This is a genomic window from Nocardia sp. NPDC050793 (assembly GCF_040654065.1).
Taxonomy (GTDB): Bacteria; Actinomycetota; Actinomycetes; order Mycobacteriales; family Mycobacteriaceae; genus Nocardia.
Map to the genome: position 1 here is coordinate 536,645 of NZ_JBFAHG010000005.1, position 19,899 is coordinate 556,543.

At 69.2% G+C, this 19,899-nt stretch carries 25 protein-coding genes and 1 tRNA gene; 8 read left to right on the forward strand and 18 right to left on the reverse strand.

What is annotated here, in order from left to right:
* Nucleotides 1-15: 15 nt before the first annotated feature.
* The 4 genes from AB0H50_RS20670 to AB0H50_RS20685 form a co-directional block, all read right to left on the reverse strand.
* Nucleotides 16-195, reverse strand: coding sequence for a hypothetical protein (locus AB0H50_RS20670; RefSeq protein ID WP_357454842.1), 180 nt, complete (start codon nucleotides 193-195; stop codon nucleotides 16-18).
* A 183-nt stretch (nucleotides 196-378) separates the two neighbouring features.
* Entirely contained in the window at nucleotides 379-555 is a 177-nt protein-coding gene (locus tag AB0H50_RS20675) for a hypothetical protein (RefSeq protein WP_357454845.1), read from the reverse strand.
* The gene (locus AB0H50_RS20680; RefSeq protein WP_357454848.1) at nucleotides 552-761 is read right to left on the reverse strand and encodes a hypothetical protein; all 210 of its coding nucleotides are present in this window, start codon (nucleotides 759-761) and stop codon (nucleotides 552-554) included. Before AB0H50_RS20680 ends, AB0H50_RS20675 begins: the two co-directional genes overlap by 4 nt.
* Complete coding sequence (locus tag AB0H50_RS20685) at nucleotides 758-1,360, reverse strand: MarR family winged helix-turn-helix transcriptional regulator (RefSeq protein ID WP_357454851.1); 603 nt, start codon at nucleotides 1,358-1,360, stop codon at nucleotides 758-760. Before AB0H50_RS20685 ends, AB0H50_RS20680 begins: the two co-directional genes overlap by 4 nt.
* Between AB0H50_RS20685 and AB0H50_RS20690 the strand changes: the two genes are divergently transcribed.
* Nucleotides 1,249-2,469: a helix-turn-helix domain-containing protein gene (locus tag AB0H50_RS20690; RefSeq protein WP_357455384.1), complete on the forward strand. Its 1,221-nt coding sequence runs from the start codon at nucleotides 1,249-1,251 to the stop codon at nucleotides 2,467-2,469. The genes AB0H50_RS20685 and AB0H50_RS20690 overlap by 112 nt on opposite strands.
* Here AB0H50_RS20690 and cutA read toward each other — a convergent pair.
* The 7 genes from cutA to AB0H50_RS20725 all read right to left on the reverse strand — a co-directional run bounded on the left by cutA (nucleotide 2,450) and on the right by AB0H50_RS20725 (nucleotide 5,321).
* Complete coding sequence (gene cutA / locus AB0H50_RS20695) at nucleotides 2,450-2,779, reverse strand: divalent cation tolerance protein CutA (RefSeq protein ID WP_357454854.1); 330 nt, start codon at nucleotides 2,777-2,779, stop codon at nucleotides 2,450-2,452. The two genes, AB0H50_RS20690 and cutA, sit on opposite strands and share 20 nt — an antisense overlap.
* A gap of 22 nt (nucleotides 2,780-2,801) precedes the next feature.
* Entirely contained in the window at nucleotides 2,802-3,089 is a 288-nt protein-coding gene (locus tag AB0H50_RS20700; protein ID WP_357454857.1) for a hypothetical protein, read from the reverse strand.
* 21 nt (nucleotides 3,090-3,110) lie between these two features.
* Complete coding sequence (locus tag AB0H50_RS20705; RefSeq protein ID WP_357454859.1) at nucleotides 3,111-3,335, reverse strand: DUF6221 family protein; 225 nt, start codon at nucleotides 3,333-3,335, stop codon at nucleotides 3,111-3,113.
* On the reverse strand, nucleotides 3,332-3,514 hold the full coding sequence (locus tag AB0H50_RS20710; protein WP_357454861.1) for a hypothetical protein: 183 nt from the start codon (nucleotides 3,512-3,514) through the stop codon (nucleotides 3,332-3,334). The genes AB0H50_RS20705 and AB0H50_RS20710 overlap by 4 nt, the downstream gene beginning before the upstream one ends.
* Nucleotides 3,511-4,554: an alpha/beta hydrolase gene (locus AB0H50_RS20715; protein ID WP_357455349.1), complete on the reverse strand. Its 1,044-nt coding sequence runs from the start codon at nucleotides 4,552-4,554 to the stop codon at nucleotides 3,511-3,513. Before AB0H50_RS20715 ends, AB0H50_RS20710 begins: the two co-directional genes overlap by 4 nt.
* Nucleotides 4,554-5,084 (reverse strand): hypothetical protein, encoded by a 531-nt coding sequence (locus tag AB0H50_RS20720; RefSeq protein WP_357454864.1) that lies wholly within the window; start codon nucleotides 5,082-5,084, stop codon nucleotides 4,554-4,556. The genes AB0H50_RS20715 and AB0H50_RS20720 overlap by 1 nt, the downstream gene beginning before the upstream one ends.
* 163 nt (nucleotides 5,085-5,247) lie before the next feature.
* Nucleotides 5,248-5,321, reverse strand: a tRNA-Gly gene (locus AB0H50_RS20725).
* Between the two features lie 705 nt (nucleotides 5,322-6,026).
* Between AB0H50_RS20725 and AB0H50_RS20730 the strand changes: the two genes are divergently transcribed.
* Entirely contained in the window at nucleotides 6,027-6,983 is a 957-nt protein-coding gene (locus AB0H50_RS20730; RefSeq protein ID WP_068062495.1) for a GGDEF domain-containing protein, read from the forward strand.
* A 58-nt stretch (nucleotides 6,984-7,041) separates the two neighbouring features.
* Here the strand turns inward: AB0H50_RS20730 and AB0H50_RS20735 are convergent, their stop codons facing one another.
* Complete coding sequence (locus tag AB0H50_RS20735) at nucleotides 7,042-7,842, reverse strand: DNA-formamidopyrimidine glycosylase family protein (RefSeq protein ID WP_357454867.1); 801 nt, start codon at nucleotides 7,840-7,842, stop codon at nucleotides 7,042-7,044.
* A 14-nt stretch (nucleotides 7,843-7,856) separates the two neighbouring features.
* Nucleotides 7,857-8,330, reverse strand: coding sequence for a ribose-5-phosphate isomerase (locus tag AB0H50_RS20740; RefSeq protein WP_068062489.1), 474 nt, complete (start codon nucleotides 8,328-8,330; stop codon nucleotides 7,857-7,859).
* 529 nt (nucleotides 8,331-8,859) lie between these two features.
* Between AB0H50_RS20740 and AB0H50_RS20745 the strand changes: the two genes are divergently transcribed.
* Nucleotides 8,860-9,756, forward strand: coding sequence for a M48 family metallopeptidase (locus tag AB0H50_RS20745; RefSeq protein ID WP_357455352.1), 897 nt, complete (start codon nucleotides 8,860-8,862; stop codon nucleotides 9,754-9,756).
* A 48-nt stretch (nucleotides 9,757-9,804) separates the two neighbouring features.
* Here the strand turns inward: AB0H50_RS20745 and AB0H50_RS20750 are convergent, their stop codons facing one another.
* Entirely contained in the window at nucleotides 9,805-10,446 is a 642-nt protein-coding gene (locus AB0H50_RS20750; RefSeq protein WP_357454870.1) for a disulfide bond formation protein DsbA, read from the reverse strand.
* A gap of 190 nt (nucleotides 10,447-10,636) precedes the next feature.
* Between AB0H50_RS20750 and AB0H50_RS20755 the strand changes: the two genes are divergently transcribed.
* The 4 genes from AB0H50_RS20755 (at nucleotide 10,637) to AB0H50_RS20770 (ending at nucleotide 14,308) form a co-directional block, all read left to right on the forward strand.
* Nucleotides 10,637-11,869 carry an FAD-dependent oxidoreductase gene (locus AB0H50_RS20755; RefSeq protein WP_357454873.1) on the forward strand — a complete coding sequence of 411 codons (1,233 nt, stop codon included), beginning with the start codon at nucleotides 10,637-10,639 and terminating at the stop codon, nucleotides 11,867-11,869.
* Between the two features lie 106 nt (nucleotides 11,870-11,975).
* Nucleotides 11,976-12,377, forward strand: coding sequence for a YciI family protein (locus AB0H50_RS20760; RefSeq protein ID WP_357454876.1), 402 nt, complete (start codon nucleotides 11,976-11,978; stop codon nucleotides 12,375-12,377).
* 2 nt (nucleotides 12,378-12,379) lie between these two features.
* Nucleotides 12,380-13,606, forward strand: a complete 1,227-nt coding sequence (locus AB0H50_RS20765; protein WP_357455355.1) for a DUF6596 domain-containing protein — start codon at nucleotides 12,380-12,382, stop codon at nucleotides 13,604-13,606.
* A 162-nt stretch (nucleotides 13,607-13,768) separates the two neighbouring features.
* Complete coding sequence (locus AB0H50_RS20770) at nucleotides 13,769-14,308, forward strand: NUDIX domain-containing protein (protein ID WP_357454879.1); 540 nt, start codon at nucleotides 13,769-13,771, stop codon at nucleotides 14,306-14,308.
* A gap of 6 nt (nucleotides 14,309-14,314) precedes the next feature.
* On the opposite strand, the gene AB0H50_RS20775 is transcribed toward AB0H50_RS20770, so the two are convergent.
* Nucleotides 14,315-15,145 carry a phosphoribosylaminoimidazolesuccinocarboxamide synthase gene (locus AB0H50_RS20775; RefSeq protein WP_357454882.1) on the reverse strand — a complete coding sequence of 277 codons (831 nt, stop codon included), beginning with the start codon at nucleotides 15,143-15,145 and terminating at the stop codon, nucleotides 14,315-14,317.
* 332 nt (nucleotides 15,146-15,477) lie between these two features.
* Between AB0H50_RS20775 and pepN the strand changes: the two genes are divergently transcribed.
* Nucleotides 15,478-18,066, forward strand: a complete 2,589-nt coding sequence (gene pepN / locus AB0H50_RS20780) for an aminopeptidase N (protein WP_357454885.1) — start codon at nucleotides 15,478-15,480, stop codon at nucleotides 18,064-18,066.
* A 192-nt stretch (nucleotides 18,067-18,258) separates the two neighbouring features.
* Here the strand turns inward: pepN and AB0H50_RS20785 are convergent, their stop codons facing one another.
* The 3 genes from AB0H50_RS20785 to AB0H50_RS20795 all read right to left on the reverse strand — a co-directional run bounded on the left by AB0H50_RS20785 (nucleotide 18,259) and on the right by AB0H50_RS20795 (nucleotide 19,766).
* A complete protein-coding gene (locus tag AB0H50_RS20785) occupies nucleotides 18,259-18,459 on the reverse strand; it encodes a DUF6186 family protein (RefSeq protein WP_357454888.1) in 201 nt (66 codons plus the stop codon).
* Entirely contained in the window at nucleotides 18,456-18,872 is a 417-nt protein-coding gene (locus tag AB0H50_RS20790; RefSeq protein ID WP_357454891.1) for a hypothetical protein, read from the reverse strand. The genes AB0H50_RS20785 and AB0H50_RS20790 overlap by 4 nt, the downstream gene beginning before the upstream one ends.
* Nucleotides 18,873-18,962: 90 nt before the next feature.
* A complete protein-coding gene (locus AB0H50_RS20795) occupies nucleotides 18,963-19,766 on the reverse strand; it encodes an NAD(P)H-binding protein (RefSeq protein ID WP_357454894.1) in 804 nt (267 codons plus the stop codon).
* Nucleotides 19,767-19,899: the final 133 nt, after the last annotated feature.

Genomic DNA, 19,899 nt, shown 5'->3' on the forward strand with positions numbered 1-19,899 from the left:
GCAAGGCGGTTGGGTCTACCGGTGGTTGTTGATCGCGGTGAACACCCTCACGCTGCCGACGAAGGCGAAGGTGTATAGGGAGAAGGGCAGATCGAATATGTGCCGCCACGCCATCGCGGTCAGTATCAGTAGGTAGACGCTGGCGGCGGTCACCGCGACCAGCTGAAGGATCCGCGAATCGTTTTCTTCGTACATCGCTCCCCGTCTCGTGGTACACGAAGCGCCCGGCCCCGCTGGGGTCGGGCGCTTTTCGTGTCTGTCCATCTCGCTACAGCTACTTCGTGGGTCGGGCGCCGTCCTGCCCGTCATCGAGACGGTTGGGCCGCTCGTTCCAGAGATCGCCGGCATTCCCGTCCGCGCCAGGGTGCTCTGCCATGTTCACCTCCCTTCAATTGGCATGAAAACGGTGATGCGTAGTGCCTCGGCGATGTGGTCGGGCAGCGGGTCGGACATCCGCCCGTCGGCGAATACCACTCGCCATGACCCGTCTTCCATCTGGCTCCAGGCCGTGGGGTCCTCTTCGACGAGCAGCGATAGCGCGTCATCGACCGTCATTCCCGCACCCGACTCGAATCAGGAATCAGGCGCCCGGCGTCCTGCAACGTCGTGTGGGCGGCCGTCTTCGCCGAGCACTCGCCCACACGACATTCGAGGTGGACCTGCATAGTCCGGTGCGCGGCACGGAGGCTCGACGCAGGGTACGTGGTGTTGTGGCAGCCGAGATTGTTGATCAGCACCGCGTCGTCGTGGCCGTACATCATCGCCCCCGCGGTACGTCGAGTGCGTTGCGCCCGCGTGGGGTAGCCGCGTAGGCGCGGCCTCGCTCTGAAAGTGCCCATTCGTCGTAGCGGTCCTCGATCAGGCCGTTGAACGCAAGGGTCCGGACGGCTGGCCGGACTGTTGGCCTTCGCAGTCCTGTCTCTTCGACCAGGCGCGCCATCGTCAGCGGCCCGTGCTTGTGCAGCGCAGCCATTACCCGCGCCTCCGTCAAGGTCATCGCGGTACCCCTCCGCGTCAGCGTGCTTGGTGTGCACCCGACGCCGGGGATGCAGGCTCGCCCGGCCTCGATTTGCGGAAAGCGACCGGGCGAGCGCCCTGCGGACCTCCGGGGGAGAGGAGCGCAGAGCCCGGGCTTTTCAACCCGGCGTCGGGGGCTACTACAGCGTTGCGCCTTGTGACCTGGTCCGAACAGCGCAAAACTGTAGGCAAATAACGGCATCGACTGCGGGGGCACCGACGAACGAGCTGTTGAAATCTCGCAGGCTGGCGAAGGGCTGGACGCATCGCGAGCTGGCCGAGCTTGTCTGCGTGGAGATCGAATGCGAGACCGGCCGCGCACCGGGATTCGACGCGCAGGCATACGGGCGCATCGAGCGCGGCGAGATCAGTTGGCCGCGTGCGGCCACCCGGCGCGCTCTGGTAGCACTGTTGGACGTAGGGAGCGAATCCGAAATCGGTCTGTTCCCGAAACGAACGCAGCGCGACGCCGAGAAGGACGAGGCCACGAGACGTAGGAACTTCCTAGCCTTGGGCATCGCTGCACCAATGCTCGCTGAGCCGCCCCGCCGTGCGGGCGCGGCCGATCTCGACGAGATGCGGGCCCGATTCACGCGTTTGCAGGATCTCGACAACTTCCTCGGCGGCGGCGACACCTTCCGGCTGTATTTCGCCGAGCTGGCCCAGACCGAGCAGATTCTCCGGCGCTCCAGCTGCAGCGGGTCAATCCAGGCGGCGCTCACCCAGCTGGCGGGAGAGCAGGCCCAACAGGCAGGCTGGGCGGCGTTCGATGCCGGCTTTCCCTCCGAGGCGCTGGGCCTGTACGGATACAGCCATCGCGCCGCGGACGAGTTGGGCAACCGAGAGCTCGCCGCCAACGCGCTGATCCAAATCGCCTACACCACCGGGGACCGGGTAGCGGTCGACGCCGCTGACGCGGCGTGCTCGACCGTCGGTGATGATGCACCGGCCAAGGCGCGAGCCTTACTGGAATCCCGGCGCGCATGGTCGCTGGCAACTGCGGGCGAGCGAGATAAGGCGGCGCGGGCGCTCGACGCAGCGCACACCGCGCTCGACGACACCGAGTCGGCCCCGGCCGCAAAGTGGTTCGCGTGGATGAACCGCACCGAACTGGACATCATGACCGGCCGCGTCTGGTCGGTGCTGCGCGATCCCACCAGGGCGACCGCGCCCCTTGAGCGCGCGCTCGCCAGCTACCCAGATCACTGGGCGCGTGACAAGGCGCTCTACATGACCTGGCTCGCCGACTCGCTACTCGACGCGGGCGACACCGACGGCGCACTCGCGACGGCCGATGATGCTCTCGCTCTTGCGGTTCGAGTTGCCTCGGTGCGACCGCTCGCTCGGGTGGCTCAGATCGCCCAGCGATCGATCGGACTCGGCATCACGGGTGCCAGCGACCTTGGGTCGCGGGTCGCTGCGGCGCGCGTGCCTACTCCGCCGCGCCTGTAGATTTCTCGATCCACTCGACGTATTCCGGTGGGCACCATTCGATCCGGTTGCCGGTCAGCTCTGGGTTATCCCACGGGTGCAGGTCCTTGATCCGCGCGGCAAGGCGGTCGCGTAGAGCGTCGGAAGTGCGCAGCTCGACCTTCCACTCCTCGCCGGTGCCACTCTCACCGAGGTGCCACCACGCGGACGTCACCGGGCCGGATATCCATGCACCGGCGGCGACTCGTTCGGCAACAGTGGTGTTCGCGATTTCCAGGGCAGCGTCTTTCGTCGGCGTCGTGGTAGTGATCGCCCAAACGGTGGAAGCCATGGCGCCAGCGTAGGCCAGGGCGTCAGTAGCGGTCGTCTACTTCGGGCGCAGGCTCGTCGAGCAGCTCCCCAGTGAGTACCCGGATCCGCGCCAGCACCGCGGTCGGGGGCTCGCCCGGCTTGAATTCGAGACGTGGCTCGCGCAGCAGTCGGAGCACCTGCGCGATCGTCTCCGGCGCGACTTCGGGATCGTTTTCAGCGACGACCCGGTGCACGCCGTCGACGGTGACCGCCGCGCCCGGCTCGATCGCCTCGACCACCGCGGTGATCAGCGACTCGAGGTCGTCGTCGAGCAGCGGCTCGTCGGACATGTCCCACCTCTCGCAGTGCGCCTACATCGCCCACTCGGGCTGGAAGTCGATGTGCACAGCGTAGGTGTGCGCCAGGCTACGCAGCAGGCCGTCGCCGAGTTGGCGGTCCGGCGTGCTCAACGCCAGCGCCAACATCTGCCGCTTTCCCTCTAGCTCGCGGACGACTCGATCCGACTCGGCCGGTGTCGGCACGGCGTGCTCGTCGTCCCAGAGCCTGGCGCGTACGAACTCGGTGATGGTGGTCATACAGGCTTGGACGCGAAAAGGACCGCGGCGGTTCCAGTGCCGTCGCAGTGGAACCGGCCACCATTCTTCTTCAGCCAGGCCAGCATCGGCTCGGCGGTGTTCAGCACGAGATCAAGTTCGTGATCAAAGATCTCGCGCAGTTCGTCAGGGACATCGAATTGCAGCGTGACCGTATTCATCTCACCCGCCATCGCAGCTTGGGATCGTCCGGCATCACGCTATCGGCGTTGAGCAGCTGCTCGTCGAGCCACGCCGAGACGACTGATCGCGTGATCGTCGCGCCGCGGGTCGGGTCGATGGTGCCGCACAGCTCGACACCACATCCGAACGCGGGCAGATCGGTGCCGGTGTAGTGCCCGGCGTCGGCGATCGTGGCGATCGTCGCTCTCGTGCTGGCCCAGGACGCGTGCAGCGTCGCACCGGACGCGAGCAGCAGCACCGGCCGGTCGACGTCGGGCGCCGCACTGGTGCCGTCCCACACGGCTGGCCCGTCGAGAACCACGCCGGTGCGGATCCGGGGATCGGCGGCCATGGCCGACACCGTGGTCTGCCCGCCGTAGCTGTGGCCCGCCATTGCCACGCGGCCGAGGTCGGCACGGGACCCGACGACGGGCAGCGTGGCGAGCCGGTCCAGAACGAGGCGCGCGTCGGCGAGACGCATGTCGAACGCACGCTGCATGAACGCTGTGTCGCCCGCGTCCGGTGGTGATCCGGCCTGGACGCGGCCGGAGACCTCGACGGCAGGCGACTCGCCGGTGTGGTCGATGGCCACGACTACGTACCCGCGCGAGGCCAGATCCATTTGCAGGCCAGAGGCGAGCCAGCGTGGCGTGCCGAGCGCGGGCGACCAGATCACCACCGGCAGACCATCATCGGCGACGGGGGCGCCCTCGGCGACCGGCAGGACTGCAGCGGTCATCGCCGGGGCGGCGGTCGGAGTGTGCAGCCACAGCGCCGCCTGCCCGGCCAGCTGCACGCGTGCCGCAGGCGAGGACGCTGGAATGTATGGCGCCACACCGGCCGTCGTGGTCGGGTACCAGACCGAGACCGGAATCGAGCGAGTGCCGGCCGTCAGGATGGCCTCGGCGCGGCCGACCATGTGCGGCCCGGTCGGTGCCGGTATCGGGGTAGCCTCCGCCCGTGCGGGCCCGGCCGCCCAGGCCGCACCCGTGCACAGCAGGACCGCGGCGGTGAGGGCCGCGGTGATGACCCGGCGCATCACTGGACGGCCCGCAATCGTCGTCCGCCCGAGGCGATCTCGTCGAGCCAGGCGAGCACGCCGGTCCAGCTGGCCGCGCGCAGCTGCTCGTCGATCGCGATGCAGGCCGCGCCGTCGAGGTGCGTGCCGCCCGACAGAGACAGCAGCGCCTCACCGCGGCGGCGCCACGGTTCGGCGGCCCGCTCGGCATAGCTGATCTCGTCGACCGCGTACTGGCGCCAGACGCCCGGGTAGTAGTCGGCACGACTCTCGTCGCCGTCGAGCCAGACGAGGATCGAGACCGCTTCGGAGAGCGCGGTGTTCGCCCGGGCGGGGTGCAGCTGGGTCACGTCGATGCCCGGCACCTGATCGGCGAGCCCGGCGGCGAGGGCGAGCATCTGCTTCCAAGTGGGGCCGTCGGTCCAGTGGACGTGCCAAGCACGCCCGCGAATGTGGACGCTGTCGTGGTAGTCGAGAGTGACTCGGGTGCTGGCACGTTCGGTCAGCAGCGAGGCCATCCGGCGAGCCTGGCGGGTGCGGTTGAGGGTCATCGCCACCGCCGCAGCAACATTGGCGTGCGGTCTGACCTGGGGCGATTCGCCCGATTTGGTTGCGGACTACCGGGAGATCCATTGGCTACAGTTTTGGCAACAGTGGCCGCTCCCCCGGTTCGACCGGGAATTGCTCCGCCGCTGGTCAGAGACCATTTCGGTGTGGAGCGGGTGACGGGAATCGAACCCGCACCATCAGCTTGGAAGGCTGAGGTTCTACCATTGAACTACACCCGCAGGCATACGACATCGATGGGATCGCCACGATGTCGTGTGCACCACGCACTGTACCGAATCCGGTTCCGGAAACGCCAATCGCCCCGGTCCGCGCGGTACACCGTGAGCCGTCGGCCCTGATCATCCGGTGCGCGGAAATCACGACGCCGACCGCGGCGCACGCAGGCCGACGTTCCCGCGCCGAACCGGCACCGACCTACCCTGTGCGCACAAGGATCCGGACGGCCACTACGTAGGGCCCTGGACGGAACAGACCGCGAGCCGATCCACGCGACTCGCCCCCGGCGACACACCGGACGCACCACCGACGCCAACCGGCCGATCCCGGCACCTCGAACCACACGGCCCGCACCTTGCCCGACCCCGAAGCGCCCTCCCGGCCGAGTGATCCAGCACACTTCCGGCGTGTCGACTCGCGACGCTCCAGCGAACCCGAATCGTTGTGTAACGCCAGGGCCGCTGTAACGATCACACATCCGATCGCCATTCGCGAGGCATCGAAAACTCGTTGTAAAACGCCGTTTTTCAGTGCCGAGTGGCTTGCTAGGATCCTTTTTGCCGGACGGGGGTATCTGGAAAGGGGGCGGTGAGCGTGCGCCGAGCGAGGTGGACACAACCGCGTAGCAGTAGTGATCGGGGTGAGGCCGGCACCTGTGTGCGCACAGGGCACCCGGGTACCGACGTTGCCCGCGATCGGTGACGACGATGGCGACCGACATCGAACCGCCAGTCGCCGCGATGTGTCGCGCCTGGGCACGGGCCGTGTGCTCGGAGCCGGGCTCGCACACGACACCACACCAGCTGGAACCTGTTCTCATCGAACTGGTCGAACGGCTGCTGTATCTGGCCAAGCACGAACCCTTCCCCGTGCCGGAGGCGCGGATGCTCGGCGCGCGCCTGGCCGAGCCGCCCTTCGAGCGGACCAGGATGCTGGCCCAGGCCAGCCGCTGGCTGCTCGGCTTCCCCTCGGGCAGGCCGGGCTCACTGGTGGCGACCCGCTGGCCGTTCGTGGCGAGCCAGGCCATCGACAGCTATGCCCAGGCCTTGCAGGAGCGGGCGCTGGCCCAGCAGGAGCAGAGCCTGTCGGCCAAGGTGTCGCTGCGCGTGCAAGAGATCGCCGCCCTGCAGCACCGGCTGCGTCACGAGGCCACCCACGACGCGCTCACCGACCTGGCCAACCGCACGCTGCTGCAGGACCAGGTGCGCCGGATGGCCACCGATCCGAACAGCTGCGTCGGCCTGCTACTGATCGACCTGGACCGGTTCAAGCAGATCAACGACGGCTACGGGCACGCGGTCGGCGACGAGGTGCTGGTCGAGCTGGCCAACCGGCTGCGCGAGGTGTGCCCGCCCGACACGGTGATCTGCCGGTACGGCGGTGACGAGTTCGTACTGGCGGTGAACCGGGACGGCAAGACCCTCACCGAGATCGCCAACCGCATCGTGGGCGCGCTGCGCGACCCGGTGTGGTCGTCGGCGGGCCCGGTGCCGGTCTCGGCGAGCGTGGGCACCGCCTACAACCCGCCGGGCGCCCCGTGCGACTTCACCGATCTGCTACGGCGCGCCGACCGGGCGATGTACACGGCCAAGACGGCGGGTGGGCGACGGTTCGCGTTCTCCGACTCCGACGAACCGGAGATAGACGCGGCCGTCGCCGGCTGAACTCGCAACCCCGTGCGCCCGCGGGCGCACCGGGGCCCGGCAGCCGCACGGAACCAGCTCAACTCGGCTGGCAGGTGGGACACCAGAAGAGGTTGCGCCCCTCCAGTACCGCGTGAGCAATCGGCTCGGCACACACCCGGCAACCCGCGCCGGGGCGGCGGTAGACATATGTCCGCGGACGATCGGGGGCGTAGGACGGCTCGCCGTGATCGTGTTCGGGGCGCACCACGTGCATGCGCCCGGTCGCCACGCCGACCGGCATCAGTTCGACCAGATCCGCCCAAAGGGCGCGCCACTCTTCGGCACTCAGATCGACGCCAGGACGGTACGGCGAAATGCCGTGCCGGAAGAGCACTTCGGCGCGGTAGACGTTTCCGACACCTGCGATCACGCTCTGGTCCATCAGCAGCGCGCCGATCGGCCTGCGGGAACGGCGGATTCGCGCGAAGGCGCGGTCCGGGTCGGCGTCGGAGCGCAACGGGTCGGCCCCGAGGCGGTCGGTCAACGCATCGACCTCCGGCGGGAGCAGCACCTCGCAGGCCGCGGGGCCGCGCAGGTCGGTGCCGACTCCGGCACCGCCGATCATCCGCATCCTGACCTGCCCGACCGGCGCGCCCATCGGCAGCTCCGAGTCGTAGAACTTGCCGTAGAGCCCGAGGTGGACGTGCACCGCGAGCCCGGATTCGTAGTGGTGTAGCAGGTGTTTGCCATGCGCTTCCGAGCGCACCAGCTGTTGCCCGTCCACCAGGGCGGCGCCATCGGCGAACCGGCCCTGCGGACTCGACACCCGCACCACACCGCCGACGAACACCCGCTGGTGCTGGTTCGCCAGGCGGTGCAGCGTATGCCCTTCAGGCATCTGCCGACGCGACCTCAGTACGCCGGGACGGCGGGGGCGACACCGGTCTTCTCGTACTCGGCCAGGATGTCGATGCGGCGCTGGTGGCGCTCCTCCTCCGACCACGCGGTGGAGACGAACGCGTCGACGATGGCAAGCGCCTCCTCGGTGGAGTGCATGCGGCCGCCGATGCCGATCAGCTGCGCGTTGTTGTGCTCGCGGGCCAGCTTCGCGGTCTCCACGCTCCAGGCCAGGGCGCAGCGGGCGCCGGGCACCTTGTTCGCGGCGATCTGCTCGCCGTTGCCGCTGCCGCCGAAGACCAGGCCGAGGCTGCCAGGGTCGGCGACGGTGCGGCGCGCCGCCTCGATGCAGAAGGCGGGGTAGTCGTCCAGTGCGTCGTACTCGAGGGCGCCGCAGTCGACGACCTCGTGGCCCGCCTGCTGGAGATGAGCCTTGACGTGATTCTTCAGTTCGAAACCGGCATGGTCGGCACCCAGGTATACGCGCATGGCTGCGATTGTGTCAGGCCACGCGACGGCGGATCCGAGAGGGCGCCGTCCGCCATTAACACTGGGGCCGCTCGGCGCGAATCTGCTGACACGGGAGGCGCCCGCGGACGCCGACCAGGTGTGTGTCCGACAGCACAGCGTCGCCGGCCCCTCGGACACGAGAAACCCGTCCCCACCGATGAATAGAGTGCACCTCATGCAGCCGCACGAACCGACGCCGCCGGACCGAGCCGACCAGCCGGAGCCAACGGACGCGCCGCCGAGCGGGTGGGGGTACACACAGCAACCGCCGCAGCACGGCTCGGCGATGCCACAGCACACCGGTGCCCACCCGACCTACGGCACGCCATCTTTTGACGCCACATCATCAGCGCCCCATGGGGATGCGTCCTCGAGGCCCTACGGCGCTGGACCCTCGGTACCCTACGGCGCCGGCTCTTCGGCGCCGTACGGCACGGTGCCCACGTCACCCTACGGATCCGCACCGATGACGCCGTACGGCACTCCGCCGCCCGTGCCGCCGCAGAACATGCCGCGCGGCCTCTCTCCCTTCGGGATGCCTGCCAGGCACAGCTGGGAGATCCCGCTGCTCGTCGTGGTCGTGGTGTGCACGGTGGTCGGGTACCTGATCGCCCTCGTCATGCTCGTCGTCGCGCTCGCCGACGGCGCGGTGCCGAGCGACTATCTGCTGCTGCTGGTCTTCGCGCCGCTACTGGTCTGGGCGGGGCGCGGTTTCAACTACGCGACACAGCGGGTGAACGGCGTGAGGATGTCGCCGACGCAATTCCCCGAGGGCTATCGAATGGTGGTCGACGCGGCCGCCAGGTTCGGCATGGCGAAGGTGCCCGACGCCTACGTGGTGCTCGGCAACGGCCAAATCAACGCCTTCGCCTCGGGGCACGGCTTCCGGCGCTTCGTGGTGGTCTACAGCGACCTGTTCGAAATCGGCGGCAAGGCACGCGAACCCGACGCGCTCGCCTTCATCATCGGCCACGAGGTCGGCCACATCGCCGCCGGGCACACCTCGTACTGGCGACAGCTGGGCATGTTCCTGGTGCCGTTCCTGCCGATCCTGGGCAGCTCGCTGATCCGCTCGCAGGAGTACACCGCCGACAACCACGGCTACTGCAACCGGCACACCGGCGCGGCCGCCGCGATGGGCACGCTGGCGGCGGGCAAGTACATGAACACCCTCGTCGGCTTCGACGAGATGGCCGACCGCGCCGCCACCGAGAAGGGCGGATTCGTCTGGTTCGTCAATGCCCTGTCCTCCCACCCGGTGCTGACCTGGCGGATGTGGGCGCTGCGCGACCGCAGCAGGCACGGCAGGCTCTTCCTGCGCCCGAGCCCGCGGCCGCCGATGGGGGCAGCGCCGTACGGCCAGTACGGCGAGGTGCCGAGTCTGCCGCCGAAGCCCGTGCCATGAGCCGACATGCGACCGGGCGCCGCGAGCACGCGGCGCCCGGTTTCGCGTTCAGTCGAAGACCGGGTCTTCGGTCCTGGTCCGCTTGAGCTCGAAGAAGTGCGGGTAGGAGGCCAGCGCGACGACGCCGTCCCAGACCTTGCCCGCCTCCTCCCCGCGCGGGATGCGCGAGAGCACCGGGCCGAAGAACGCCACGCCGTTGACGTGAATGGTCGGGGTGCCGACGTCCTTGCCGACCTTGTCCATGCCCTCGTAGTGGCTCTTGCGGAGCGCCTCGTCGTACTCGGCGCTCTCGGCGGCCTGTGCGAGCTCGGCGGGCAGGCCCACCTCGGCGAGCGCGTCGGCGATCACCGCGGCCAGCGTCTCTTTGGTGGTCGGGCGCTCGTATTCGGCCTTGCGGTCGTGGATACGGCTGCCCATCGCGGTGTAGAGCGGGGCGAGCACCTTGTCGCCGTGGTCCTTGGCCGCGGCGATGGCGACGCGCACCGGGCCCCAGCCGCTGTTCATCAGCTCGCGGTACTGCTCGGGCAGATCGCGGCCCTCGTTCAGCACCGCGAGGCTCATCACGTGGAAGCGCGCCTCGATGTCGCGGACCTGCTCGACCTCCAAGATCCAGCGGGAAGTGATCCAACACCAGGGGCACAGCGGGTCGAACCAGAAATCGGCGACGTTCTTCTCGGCCGTGTCGGTCACGGGTCGTTCCTCTCGATCGCATACAAGAAGCACGGCGCGCAAGCGCCGTTATCGGGAACCAACCACGCCGCCCGGCGATTCGTTCCCGGTTCGCGCGCCCCGGATCATGTCCGGATACCGCGTTGCGAAACCCATGCCGACAGTAGGCTCGAGTGGGCACGCGTTCCCTCTCCCGAGAAGGAGTCCGCAAATGACCTCGGATCGGCGTTTCGTGATCGTGGGTGGCGGCCTCGCCGCGGCCAAGCTGGCGGAAGCCCTGCGCGACAACGACTTCGACGGCACCATCACCCTCGTCGGCGCCGAGGAGCATCTCCCCTACGAACGACCTCCGCTGTCCAAGGAACACCTGTTCGGCAAGAAACAGCTCGCCGATTTCACCGTCGATCCGGCCCAGTGGTACCGCGACCACCGCGTGGAGTTGCTGCTCGGCACCACCGTCACAGGGATCGATCGGGAGGCGAAGACGATCACGCTGCCGGACGACTCCACCCTCCCCTACGACAAGCTCGCGCTGGCCACCGGATCGACGCCGCGCACCCTGCCGCTGCCGGGCGCCGACGCTCCCAACGTCTACACGTTGCGCTCCATCGAGGACTCTGACACTCTCATCGAGCTGTTCGGCCAGAGCAATCGGCTCGCCATCATCGGCGGAGGCTGGATCGGTCTCGAGGTCGCGGCGGCGGCACGGGCCGCAGGGGTGGCGGTCACCGTGGTGGAGACCGCCGAACAGCCGTTGCTCGGCGCGCTCGGGCCCGAGATGGGCGCGGTCTTCGCCGATCTGCACCGCGCGCACGGCGTCGATCTCCGCTTGGGCGCGCAGGTCGACGAGATCACCACGCACGAGGGCATCGCGACGGACATCGCCGACGGGATTCGGCTGGCCGACGGGACGACCGTCGCCGCCGACGCCGTGCTGGTCGCGGTGGGCGCCAAGCCGAACCTCGAGATCGCCGCGGAGGCGGGGCTCGCGGTGGACAAGGGTGTGCTCGTCGACGAGAGCCTGGTCACCAGCGATCCGGACATCGTCGCGGTGGGCGACATCGCCGAGCAGCAGCATCCGGGACTCGGCCGGCGCATCCGGGTCGAGCACTGGGCCAACGCGCTCAACCAGCCCGCCGTCGCGGCCGCGACCATGCTCGGCAAGTCGGCGACCTACGACCGGCTGCCCTATTTCTTCACCGATCAATACGACCTGGGCATGGAGTACACCGGCTACGCCGCGCCGGGCGGGTACGAACGCGTGGTGGTGCGCGGCGATCTGGCGGGGCGCGAGTTCGTCGCGTTCTGGCTGGACCCGCAGAACCGGGTGCTGGCCGGCATGAACGTCAACGTGTGGGACGTGACCGATCGGATCAAGGAGCTGATCACCGCGGGTGCGCCGGTCGATCCAGACCGCCTCGCCGACACCTCGACTCCGCTGTGATCCAGATCACTTGGGATCGTGCGCGCGATATGTCGAGGCGTGCCACTCCGTTCCGACCTACCTGCGAGAGCGCCGAAGGGGCGCGCCGATCCACGAGGAGCCGACCGTGAAGTACATGTTGCTCAAGACCTACAGCGAAGCCGCGTTCTGCGACACACCGATATCGGAGTGGGCGCCGGAGGACATCAAGGCGCACATCGACTTCCAGCGCGCGCTGTGCGAGGAACTGGCCAAGTCGGGCGAACTGGTCGACGCGCAGGGCTTGGCGGGACCGAATGAGGCGCGGGTGGTCAGCGCCGACGGCCGCTCCGCCCCGGTGATCACCGACGGCCCGTTCCCCGAGACCAAGGAATTCCTGGCCGGATACTGGATCGTCGACGTGGACAGCCCCGACCGCGCGTTGCAGATCGCCGCCCAGGCCTCGGCCGCGCCCGGCCCCGGCGGCAAGCCGATCGGCGAGTACATCGAAGTGCGCGCGGTGATGAGCGCTCCCGCAACCGAACAGTGACGATCACACCGGACGCCGAGGCCTTGCTGCGCGAACTCGCGCCCCAGGTCCTCGGCGTCCTGGTGCGCCGGTTCGGCGACTTCGACGCCGCCGAGGACGCGGTGCAGGAGGCCGTGCTGGCGGCGGCGACCCAGTGGCCCGCGGAGGGACTGCCGGACAATCCGCGCGGCTGGCTCATCCAGGTCGCGCAGCGCAGGATGGCGGACGCGGTGCGCGCCGAGGCGGCCCGGCGACGCAGGGAGACAGCGGTTTTCGAACGCGAGGTGCCGGACGTCGAGACCGTCGACCGGGACGACACGCTGGCAATGTTCTTCCTGTGCTGCCATCCGGCGCTGTCCTCGGCGAGCGCGATCGCGCTGACGCTGCGGGCGGTCGGCGGGCTCACCACCGCGGAGATCGCGCGCGCCTTCCTGCTGCCGGAACCGACCATGGCCCAGCGCATCGCGCGGGCCAAGAAGCGCCTCGCCGCGCTGGATCGCCCGTTCGACCGGCCCGGCGACGCCGAGTGGCGGGAGCGGCTCGGCTCGGTGCTGCACGTCCTGTATCTGATCTTCACCGAGGGACACACCACCACCTCGGGCGCCGCGTTGCAGCGCACCGACCTCTCGGGCGAGGCGATCCGATTGACCCGCGCCGTGCATCGTCTGCTGCGGGAGGACATCGAGGTCACCGGACTGCTGGCACTCATGCTGCTCACCGACGCCCGCCGGGCCGCCCGGGTCGGACCGCACGGCGAGCTGATCCCGCTGGCCGAACAGCAGCGCGGCCGCTGGAACCGGACCATGATCACCGAGGGCGTGCGGCTGATTACGGCGACACTCCCGCAGGGGCTCACCGGCTCCTACCAGGTGCAGGCGGCCATCGCGGCGGTGCACGGGCAGGCGCTGCGCGCCGAGGACACCGACTGGCCGCGCATCCTGGCTCTCTACAACGTGCTCGAACGCATCGCACCGAATCCGATGGTCACCCTCAATCGGGCGGTCGCGGTCGCGATGGTGCACGGTCCGTCCGCGGGGCTGGCACTGATCGACACCCTCGATGATCCGCTCGCGGGAGCGGGTCACCGGCTCGACGCGGTACGCGGGCACCTGCACGAGATGGCGGGTGAGTACCCGCCCGCCATCGCGCGCTACACCGCGGCGGCCCGCCGGACCACGAGCGTGCCGGAGCGGGACTATCTGACGCTGCGTGCCGCGCAACTGCACCAAGCGATGGTGGCGCGGCACTGAACTCCTTCCGCGCTTCTGCGTCGAGCCACACGAACCACCGCATCGGACGGCGTCGCAGCAAGTGACGCGGTGAGCTGCCGGACCGGGACTATTCGATGCTGCGCGCGGCGCGGTTGGACCAGGAAACGGTCACGCGGCGGGGCGGGGAGGCAGACTACGCATGTGACAGCGACATTCAGCGCGGGCGTTCTCCTGTTTCGCCGCACCACGGCGGCCGGTCCCGAGGTCCTGCTCGGCCACATGGGCGGACCCTTCTGGGCGCGTAAAGACAACGCCGCTTGGTCGATCCCCAAGGGCGAATACGACCCGGACACCGAGGACGCCGCGCTGGCTGCCCGCCGCGAATTCACCGAAGAGCTGGGAGTGCCCGCGCCCGAAGGGGAATGGGTCCCGCTGGGCGAGGTCCTATACAGCAGTGGGCGAAAGCGACTCATCGCGTGGGCAGTGGAGGGCGACCTCGATCCGGCCGACATGAACCCGGGCACCTTCGAGATGGAATGGCCGCCGCATTCCGGCCGCCTCGTCGCCTTCCCGGAGATCGATCGAGCCGAGTGGTTCGATCTGGCGGCCGCCAACGACAAACTGGTCAGCGGGCAGCGGCCCTACCTCGACCGGCTCGCCGATCATCTGCGCGCCGAAGCCGACCGAGACCCGAACCAGCCCAACGGCTTCGGCCCTGAGCACGCAGGGCCCGACGCCTGACAACGCTCAGGCGGACGCCCACTTCACGCCGGTGATGAGCTCGTACGCCTCCTGGTACTTGCGGCGGGTGGCGTCCACGATGTCGGCCGGAATCTCCGGGCCGGGAGGCTCCTTGTCCCACCCCGTCGAGGTGGACCAGTCCCGGACGAACTGCTTGTCGAAGGAGGGCTGCGGACGACCCGGCTGCCACTGGTCGGCGGGCCAGAACCGCGAGGAGTCGGAGGTGAGCACCTCGTCGCCGAGGGTGAGAACGTCGTCGTCCCAGCCGAATTCGACCTTGGTGTCCGCGATGATGACGCCCTTGCCCGCGGCGTGCTCGGCGCCGCGCAGGTAGATGTCGAGGGTGCGGGCCCGCAGCTGTTCGGCCACCTCGCGGCCCTCCTGGTTCACCACGTCGGCGAAGGTGATCGGCTCGTCGTGGCCCTCGGACGCCTTGCTGGTGGGCGTGAAGATCGGCTCGGGCAGCTTGTCGCCGTCGCGCAGGCCGGGCGGCAGCGCGACGCCGGACACGGTGCCGGTGCGCTCGTACTCCTTCAGGCCCGATCCGGTGAGGTAGCCGCGGGCGATGCACTCCACGTGCACCATCTTCAACGGCTTCACCCGGACACCGCGGCCCGCGAATTCCGCCGGGACGTCGGTGGTGGACAGCACGTGATTGGGCACGTCGGAGAAGAACTGGAACCACCAGTTCGACAGCTGCGTCAGCAGCGCGCCCTTCTCCGGGATCGGCGTCGGCAGCACCACGTCGTACACCGAGACCCGATCGGAGGCCACCAGCAGCAACGTGTCGCCGTCCTCGTACAGGTCGCGCACCTTACCGGCGTGCACATGCTTCAACGTGGAGCCTCCGAATCCTTGGATGTGTGTCTGCGCTGCACAGGAACGATACCGCCGCCGTCCGCCTGTCCCCCTGCCCCCACCTGCGCAGCCGTAACGGGCGATCAGGTCCACTTCGCAGAGGATTCGTACGCTTCACAATGGCCGCAACGTCTGCGAGGCGTACGAAACCTCTGCGAAGTCAGCTACTCGCGGGCGGCGATTAGGGTTGGCGAGAAAGTTCCGCGCGGGCTGACCCGCCCGGTGGCATTGTGGACGCTGTCGCGCTCCCGGTGGGCGATCCCGCCGCGAGCTCGCACCGTGCCGTGTTCGTCGAAGAGCGAAGGAGTTCTATGTCTGCCCCGAATCTCACCCGCGACCAGGCGGTCGAGCGCGCCGCCACGGTCGGCGTCGAGAACTACCGCATCGAACTCGATCTCACCGGCCAGCCGACCAGCGTCGACGCCGCGGTCGACGAGACATTCGGCTCGAAGACCACCGTGATCTTCACCGCGACGCCGGGCGCGAGCACCTTCATCGACATCGTCGCCGCGGGCGTGCGCTCGGCGGTGCTCAACGGCGTCGCGCTCGATGTCTCCGACTACGACGAAGCCAAGGGCATCGCGCTGCACGGCCTGGCCGAACGCAACGAGCTGGTCGTCGAGGCCGACTGCGTGTACTCGCACACGGGCGAGGGCCTGCACCGATTCGTCGACCCCACCGACGACAAGGTCTACCTGTACTCGCAGTTCGAGACCGCCGACGCCAAGCGCATGTTCGCCTGCTTCGACCAGCCGGACCTGAAGGCCACCTTCGACATCACCGCCACCGCGCCCGCCGACTGGGAGGTCGTCTCCAACGGCGCGGGCAGCCGCGAGGAGGCCGGCGGGGTCGCCGTGCACACCTTCGCCACCACGCCGCGGATGAGCACCTACCTGGTCGCGATGATCGCGGGTCCGTACGCGAAGTGGACCGACGCTTATACCGACGAGCACGGCTCGATCCCGCTCGGCATCTTCTGCCGCGCGTCGCTGGCCGAGCACATGGACGCCGACCGCCTCTTCACCGAGACCAAGCAGGGTTTCGGCTTCTACCACGCCAACTTCGGCGTGCCCTACGCCTTCGGCAAGTACGACCAGCTGTTCGTGCCGGAGTTCAACGCCGGCGCGATGGAGAACGCGGGCGCTGTGACCTTCCTGGAGGACTACGTCTTCCGGTCCAAGGTCACCCGCGCGTCCTACGAGCGCCGCGCCGAGACCGTTCTGCACGAGATGGCGCACATGTGGTTCGGCGACTTGGTCACCATGCGGTGGTGGGACGACCTGTGGCTGAACGAGTCGTTCGCCACCTTCGCCTCGGTGCTGTGCCAGTCCGAGGCCACCGAGTACACCAACGCGTGGACCACCTTCGCGAACGTGGAGAAGTCCTGGGCGTACCGGCAGGATCAGCTGCCCTCCACGCACCCGATCGCCGCCGACATCCCGGACCTGGCCGCGGTGGAGGTCAACTTCGACGGCATCACCTACGCCAAGGGCGCGAGCGTGCTCAAGCAGCTGGTGGCCTACGTCGGGCTGGAGCCGTTCCTGGCCGGTCTGCGCGCCTATTTCGTCGAACACGCCTACGGCAACGCCACATTCGACGACCTGCTGAGCGCGCTGGAGAAGTCCTCCGGACGCGACCTGTCCACCTGGGGAGCCCAGTGGCTCAAGACCACCGGCCTGAACATCCTGCGGCCCGATTTCCAGGTCGGCGCCGACGGGAAGTTCGCTTCCTTCGCGGTGATCCAGGAGGGCGCGGCGCCCGGCGCGGGTGAGCGGCGCGTGCACCGGCTCGCGGTCGGCGTCTACGACGATCAGGACGGCAAGCTGGTCCGCACCCACCGCGTCGAACTGGACCTCGACGCCGCCGAGCGCACCGAGGTGCCCGAGCTGGTCGGCGTGCCGCGCGGCAAGTTCGTGCTGGTCAACGACGACGACCTGACCTACTGCTCGGTGCGGCTGGACGCCGACTCGCTGGACGTGCTCGTCAACCGGATCGCCGACATCGCCGAACCGCTCCCCCGCACGCTGGCCTGGTCGGCGGCGTGGGAGATGACCCGGCAGGCCGAGTTGAAGGCCCGCGATTTCGTCGCGCTCGTCCAGCGCGGTGTCGGCGCGGAATCCGAGATCGGCGTGGTGCAGCGGCTGCTCATGCAGGCGCACACCGCGATCGGCAGCTACGCCGAGCCCACGTGGGCGAACTCGGTCGGCTGGCCCGAATTCGCCGACCGCCTGCTGGAATTGGCGCGGGAGGCCGAGCCGGGCTCCGACCACCAGCTCGCCTTCGTCAACGCGCTGACCGGCGCGCGGCTGTCGGCCTGGCACACCGAGGTGCTGCGCGAACTGCTCGACGGCGACCCGGCCGCGCTCGGCCTGGCCGGGCTCACGATCGACACCGATCTGCGCTGGCGACTCGTCACCGCGCTCGCCGCGGCGGGCGAGATCGATGCCGAGGGCGCGGCCACCCCGGCCATCGACCGGGAGCTCGCCAACGACCCGACCGCCGCAGGCAAGCGCCAGGCCGCGGCCGCGGCGGCCGCGCGGCCGATCGCCGAGGTCAAGGAACAGGCGTGGAGCCGGGTGATGGAGGACGACTCGCTGCCCAACATCACCGCCCGCGCGATCGTCGGCGGCTTCGCCCCGGCGGGCCAGGGCGAGCTGCTCGGCTCGTTCGTGGAACGCTACTTCTCCGAGATCCCCGCGGTGTGGGAGCGGCGCTCCAGCGAGGTCGCGCAGACTGTCGTCGTCGGCCTGTATCCCGCTTGGGAGATCACCGACGACGCGGTCGCCGTCGCGGACAAGTTCCTCGCCGAGAACCACCCGCCCGCGCTGCGCCGCCTGGTCTCCGAGGGCAAGGCGGGCATCGAACGCTCGCTGCGAGCGCGAGCCTTCGACGCGCGGTAGTCCTGGTCCGTCCGGAGGGGAACGCATCCCCTCCGGACACCGCCCCCACATACCGTTTGAACGCCTCACAGAGTCAGCGGCTCTGTGAGGCGTGTGATGCGTGTGTGGGACCGGGTCGGTCAGTGCCGAGTCGCCTCGCACGCTTACGCCCTCTGCGGGCATGTGAGGCTTTTGCGAAGCTGGCGGACGGCTTCAGCGTGCGAGGAAGTGCCAGCCGAGCCAGGCCCAGCAGAGCACCGCGATGATTCGCACCGGGCGGCGGCCGAGGGCCGCGGCGGCCACCTTGCTCAGCGGGGCGAGCAGGTCGGGGCGGAGGTGGGCGAGGGCTGTCAGGACCAAGGCGACCCCGAGCAGGGCGGCGAAGCCGACGATGATGACGGCGCGCTCGGTCATCGCGTCACCAGCCAGTAGCCGACGGCCAACCAGACCAGCCAGCCCGCGAAGCGCAGCGCACCCTGTTCGAGACCCGGATCGAGCAGAGTCGAGAGCGTCGGGTGCTGGTCGCTGGGTTTCGTCCAATCCGGTTGGCGCACAAACGCGTACGCCTCCCACCCGGCGACGGCGAGCAGCAGCGCGGACCACACCGCCGTACCCCGGCGCAGCGGCCGGTTCCTCGGCTCGACCGAATTCGGGGAACGCATCGCCCACACCAAGGCGGCGGCGCTGAGGACCAGCACCAGAACGGTCGCGGCCCAACCGAACGGCCGGGTTATGAACCCGACCGCCGCCACCGCCACCACGCAGACGACCGCGAGCGCGCGCCATCCGCTCGACGGACGCGCGGCGGACATCGACTCCGCTGCCACCGTCGCAGAATACGACCGCGCCAGACCCTGAGTACCTCGGTCAGCGGAATCCGATGCCGGGCCGGTGCCGCCGCCGAGCGCGACCCCGAGTCAACGAAACTGTTCGACGTTGTCCCGCGCCCACTGCGCGAAGGTGGTGGCTGGTGCGCCGGTGACGTCCGCGAGCGTGGTCGTCGGCCGTTGCGGGTGGTCGACCATGCTCGCGATCCCGTCGACGTACCACTCCGCGTATGGCCCCATCGCCGGTTCGAGCAGCCGGATGGCTTCGTCACGTGGCGCCTGGACGACGGTGAGGTCCCGCCCGAGTGCGGCGCCGATAGCGCGGATCTTCTCGGCCCTGGTGAGCGTCTCCGGGCCGGTCAGCTCATAGGTTTTGCCCGCGTGTCGCTCGGTGAGCAGGACCTTCGCCGCGACTCGGGCGATGTCGTCCATCGTGATGGGCGCGTTGGCGGCCTCGGGGTGCGGATCCCGGATTTCGTCGGTAGCCCTGATCTGGTCGGCCCAGATGGCGGCGTTCTCGCTGAACTCGCCGGCGTAGAGATGCGTCCAGTCCAGGCCGGAATCCTCGACGGCCTTCGCGATGGGCTGCCAATCGGTGGACGCGTCACCGGAAAGGTCCACGATGTGCCGGACGCCAGCCGCCTTCGCCAGCTCGACCACCTCGCTCACGGTCTCCAGCACTGGCGCGAGGTACATGCGGTCGACGCCATCGAAGGCGGCGGGCAGCGAGGACAGCCGCCGCAGATAACCGTGCGCGACCTCGACGCCCGCGGGGAATCCGGCGCGCTCGGGGTGGTTCGACAGCGCCCGCACATCGGTCGCGCCGCCGGTCAGCAGATGGTCGACCACCATCCGTCCGATGTTGCCGGTGGCTCCCGTGACAAGAATCTTCATCTTCCCAAGATGCTCGCGGTCCGCCGCTCCCGACAACCCCCAATGCGTCTGCGCCGCAAGCGCACCCGGAACGCGAGCGGCGCGCTCACCCGCAACCCGGAGTGGGCGCCGCCCGCCCCCGGGTGGCGGGTGG